Raw genomic sequence first — 4,631 nt, forward strand, 5'->3', positions numbered from 1 at the left:
ATGAAAATGCAGTGTGGTAACTACATTTTCCCACGTCAGGGGCACCTTTCAGCTCTTAACACGCCTCGCTGAACCGCCCTCATGAAAGCCCGAGGCTAGGGCAGCGTCCCCCACCAGGCACCAATGCCGATCCCGGCTGCTGCAGCGGTGACCGCGAGGACGAGGGTTCCCAGTCCAGAGATCAGTGCTTGGCGTGTCTTCCTAGTCTGAATGAGTCTTACGGTTTCCAGGCTGGCGGTGCTGAACGTTGTGTAACCGCCCAGAAAGCCGACGCCCACGATCGTGAAGAGCGGTTGCATATCATGACAAGACTCGACGACGCCGACGAGGATCCCGAGGAGCAGGGAACCACTAATATTGATGACCATCGTGCTTACGGGCAGCGAGGTCCTTAGCCGGGATCGGATAGTGCCATCGAGGACGAAGCGGAGCGCGGCTCCTGCACCACCAGCTGCGGCCAGGGCCAGTAGCGTAACGACACTCATGGGGCCCTCCAATCAGTATTGACTGGAAGGTGACCGGGGGCACTTCGTTCCGGTTGTTTGTGTGAAGCGGCGTCTGAGGCTGGATTGGACCGCTGATCAGCAGGTGTCAGCGGTTCAAGATTTAGTTCTCTGGCATGCTCATGGCGGCGCTGATACTGGGTCGAGGCGCACCAGATCCCGGCGAAGCTGGCGGCAGCACCGAGGAGAATCGTGAGCGCGACGTACATGATAGCTCCGTACGTTTCGCCGGCACCCGCGAGGTGGACTGCGTCGACGGCGAAGGAACTGTAGGTGGTGAATCCGCCCAGGAAACCGGTCCCAAGGAGCAGGCGTAGATGACGGCGCTTGCCACGGTCGGGGTCTCGCCTGCTAAGTCCTTCCAGGAGAACACCGAGCAGGAACGCGCCGGTCACGTTTTCCACCAGCGTGGAGACAGGAAACCCGTCCGGAGACCCCAGCAAGTAGGTGAGGCCGTACCTGCTCAGAGTGCCGAAGAACCCCCCAATAAACACCAAGCCAATGAGCTCGAGCTGATGGTGAGCAGCACGTTCTGTGCTGCTATTTTGCCCGGAGGAGGAGAAATCACTGCCTGCTGAAGGGCGAAACGAATCTACGTCACTATCGATGGGCAGAGCGTCGGGAATACGGCCCGCAGGCGAGGACCGTGAAGGCAGGTGCTCATCAGTCGAGGACGGCTGACTAGTCAGATCGGGCTGGTCGTTCGAGGTCACGAGGCACCTGCCTCCTTCGAAGAAAGGGGGGACCATCAACCTTCTGTGGCGGGTCGGGCAGATACGCGTTGGCGGATCCTTCATCATTGCCCACAATAGTGGGCCAGGGAACCGGCTGCATCGATGAACCAGAGAGACTGACGAACCCGATCCTCACAGATTCAGCGTCTCCCGTCCTCGTCTAATGGACTCACAGGGCGTGCTCCTACTACGTCATCGACAGCTCCTGCTACCGCCTGCCCATCTGGTGGTGAAGTCGGCTCGTAAGTTACCCGCGGGAATGTTGCGCTCTCGGGCTGGGTATCAAGATCACGGGGCGGTGCTGATCACGGGCCAGCCACACAGCGACAACGCCGTCGATCTTCTCCACGGCCCCGTGGTTTCGGTGGCCAGAGTCATTGACAGCAAAAATGGGTAGCGCTAGGATCGCGATCACAACTGCATTTCGTTGATTTCTATCGCCATTTCTGAACCAGCAACAGCTGCAACCGGAAATAGTCTCCCATTATCAATATCCCACTCTTCGTATCGCGATGGAGCGAACATGAGCAGTGTTGGTTTGTTATACGTCGGCGCAGTTCTTTTCATCAACGGACTCATGCTCATCGGGCTGGTCCCGGGCAAATCGGCCGCAATCCTAAACTTCTTTGTCGGAACGATGCAGGTCGTTTTTCCCACAATTATCCTCATCCAGGCAGACAATGACCTTCCCACCATCTTCGGTGCCGCCGGTCTGTACCTGTTCGGATTCACATACCTGTATGTAGGGATACTCCAAATGACCGGTATCGGCGGGGAGGGTCTGGGGTGGTTCTCCCTGTTCGTCGCTGTATGTGCCGTCGTGATCGGCACCCTCCAGTTCACCCTCGTCGGGGATCCCGTCTTCGGCGTCATCTGGTGGACCTGGGCCGTCCTGTGGCTGCTGTTCTTTCTCCTGCTGGGCCTGGGAAGGGAATCGCTGGCTTATCCCACCGGTTGGTTCACGATCTTCGTCGCCCACCTGACAGGAACGATCCCTGCGTTCTTTTTACTCGTGGGCAGGTACGAGACGAATACCGGCTTGGCGATGCTTGTAGCAGTTGCAGCGGCTGTATCCCTGGGTGCAGCGTTCTTCCTTGGCAGGAGAGGTATTCCGCGCGGCAAGGCAGCGACGCCCCAGGACGTGGCGGTCTCGCCTGCTTAATTGTTCGCTGCAGGAAAACTATCGGGAAGTAAGGTGCACTGAATGCCGATCTACGAGTATCGATGCCCTCGATGCGATGTGTACGAAATCATCCGCCTCATGGGGGCCGCACCCGCAGAGGATGCCTGTCCGACCTGCGGGCAGCCTGCCCGGCGAAAGATCAGTGCCCCCCATGTCTCCAGGACAGGGACAGCGGCGTTCCAGCTGATCGACTCGACCGAGCGCAGTGCATCGGAGCCCACGGTGGTATCCGGGGGCCTCCCGACCACCGGCAGAAGCGCCAGCCCCATCTACTCGACGAATCCGCTTCACAGGAAATTGCCGCGACCCTAGTCATGGAGCGCGACGCCAACCATCAAAGGAGATGAAATGCCTGACGTCATATTCCCCCTCGATTCGAGCAGGAAGTTCGAGGACCAGGAGAAAGTCGGCCACAACCGGTGGCACCCCGAGATCCCCCCGGTAGCCACGGTGAAGCCCGGAGAATCCTTCAGGGTCCACTGCCGGGAATGGTTCGACGGCGCCATCGTCAACGACGATTCCGCCGACGACATCCTCAATGCCCCGCTGCTCACCGTCCACAAGCTCAGCGGCCCCTTCGCGGTCGAAGGAGTGAAACCGGGGGACCTCCTCGTCGTCGACATCCTGGACGTCGGGCCGATTCCCCAAGAGGACTCGGGTCCGCTTGCCGGGCAGGGGTGGGGCTACACCGGGATCTTCTCGCGGAACAACGGCGGCGGGTTCCTGACCGAGCAGTTCCCCGACGCCTACAAGGCCATCTGGGACTTCAACGGACAGGTGGCGACCTCACGCCATGTGCCGGCGGTGTCGTATGTCGGTCTCATCCACCCGGGCCTGATGGGCACCGCGCCCTCCGCGGACCTGCTGGCGAAGTGGAACAAACGTGAGGGAGACCTGATTGCCACCGACCCGCATCGCGTCCCCCCGCTCGCGCTGCCGCCCGAGGCGGAGCACGCCCTGCTCGGGAGCCTGCCGGCGTCCGAGTTCGACCGCGTGGCAGGAGAGGCGGCCCGCACCGCACCGCCCCGGGAGAACGGCGGCAACCAGGACATCAAGAACCTGTCGAAGGGCTCCCGGATCTTCTACCCCGTGTTCGTAGACGGCGCGAACCTGTCCCTGGGCGATCTCCACTTCTCGCAGGGCGACGGCGAGATCACCTTCTGCGGTGCGATCGAGATGGGCGGCTTCATCGACCTCCGCGTCGATGTCATCAAGGGCGGCATGGACACCTACGGCGTGAGCGAGAACGCGATCTTCATGCCCGGCATCATCGAGCCCCGGTACAGCGAATGGATCGCGTTCTCGGGCACCTCCGTGACCCTCGACGGCAAGCAGCACTACCTCGATTCGCACCTGTCCTACCAGCGGGCATGCCTGCACGCGATCGACTACCTGACGAAGTTCGGCTACAGCCCGGAGCAGGCCTACCTGCTGCTGGGATCGGCGCCGATCGAGGGCCGGCTGTCGGGCGTCGTGGACATCCCCAACTCCTGCTCGACCGTCTACCTCCCCACGGCGATCTTCGACTTCGATATCCGACCCTCCGCCGCCGGCCCGCACAGGATCGACCCCGGCATGGGCGCGCCAAAATCGAACAACACCTAGGAGGAGGTTACCGTTGTGCCGGTGCCGGAGTTTCCGGCGCCGGCACCGGCTCCGCGCGTCGCTGCATCTCAGACTCTGGCGTCATCGCCGAGGTGCCTGTAGATGGTGCCCCGGGAGACCCCGAACGTCTCGGCGATCTGCTGCACCGTGTACGTCTTCTCGTCATACATCGCTCGCGCCTGCCGGGCCCTATTGGGCGTCATCTTCACCCGGCCACCACCCGTCCGACCCCGAGCCCTGGCCGCAGCCAGACCATCCCTCGTGCGCTCCACGATCAGATCGTGTTCGAACTCTGCAATCGCCGCCAGCATGTGGAAGAACAACCGCCCACCCGGGGTCGTCGTATCAATGCCCTGCGACAGAGCCTTCAACCCGACACCCCGCCGCTCGAGCCCGTCGACGACTTCCTTCAGATTCCGCACCGACCGACCCAACCGGTCCAATTTCATCACCACCAAGGTGTCCCCCGCCCGCAAATACTCCAGAGCATCATCAAGGGCCGGCCGCTTCGCTAACCTCGGGCTTTCATGAGGGCGGTTCAGCGAGGCGTGTTAAGAGCTGAAAGGTGCCCCTGACGTGGGAAAATGTAGTTACCACACTGCATTT

6 protein-coding genes are annotated in these 4,631 nt (G+C 61.5%); 3 read left to right on the forward strand and 3 right to left on the reverse strand.

The features are described from left to right. Positions 1–95 precede the first annotated feature (95 nt). Complete coding sequence (gene crcB / locus IWX63_RS16335) at positions 96–485, reverse strand: fluoride efflux transporter CrcB (RefSeq protein ID WP_199279208.1); 390 nt, start codon at positions 483–485, stop codon at positions 96–98. Further along, entirely contained in the window at positions 482–1,216 is a 735-nt protein-coding gene (locus tag IWX63_RS16340; RefSeq protein WP_334685950.1) for a fluoride efflux transporter FluC, read from the reverse strand. Before IWX63_RS16340 ends, crcB begins: the two co-directional genes overlap by 4 nt. 544 nt (positions 1,217–1,760) lie before the next feature. Between IWX63_RS16340 and IWX63_RS16345 the strand changes: the two genes are divergently transcribed. Genes IWX63_RS16345 through fmdA form a run of 3 tightly spaced genes read left to right on the forward strand, consistent with a single transcriptional unit; the run spans position 1,761 to position 4,025 of the window. Continuing rightward, positions 1,761–2,399, forward strand: a complete 639-nt coding sequence (locus IWX63_RS16345; RefSeq protein ID WP_199279209.1) for an AmiS/UreI family transporter — start codon at positions 1,761–1,763, stop codon at positions 2,397–2,399. A 42-nt stretch (positions 2,400–2,441) separates the two neighbouring features. Further along, positions 2,442–2,732 carry an FmdB family zinc ribbon protein gene (locus tag IWX63_RS16350; protein WP_199279210.1) on the forward strand — a complete coding sequence of 97 codons (291 nt, stop codon included), beginning with the start codon at positions 2,442–2,444 and terminating at the stop codon, positions 2,730–2,732. 36 nt (positions 2,733–2,768) lie between these two features. Beyond that, positions 2,769–4,025, forward strand: a complete 1,257-nt coding sequence (gene fmdA, locus IWX63_RS16355; RefSeq protein WP_199279211.1) for a formamidase — start codon at positions 2,769–2,771, stop codon at positions 4,023–4,025. A gap of 68 nt (positions 4,026–4,093) precedes the next feature. On the opposite strand, the gene IWX63_RS16360 is transcribed toward fmdA, so the two are convergent. Beyond that, on the reverse strand, positions 4,094–4,567 hold the full coding sequence (locus IWX63_RS16360; RefSeq protein ID WP_334685951.1) for a recombinase family protein: 474 nt from the start codon (positions 4,565–4,567) through the stop codon (positions 4,094–4,096). Positions 4,568–4,631: the final 64 nt, after the last annotated feature.

This window comes from Arthrobacter sp. CAN_A2 (genome assembly GCF_015752045.1).
Lineage (GTDB): Bacteria > Actinomycetota > Actinomycetes > Actinomycetales > Micrococcaceae > Arthrobacter_D.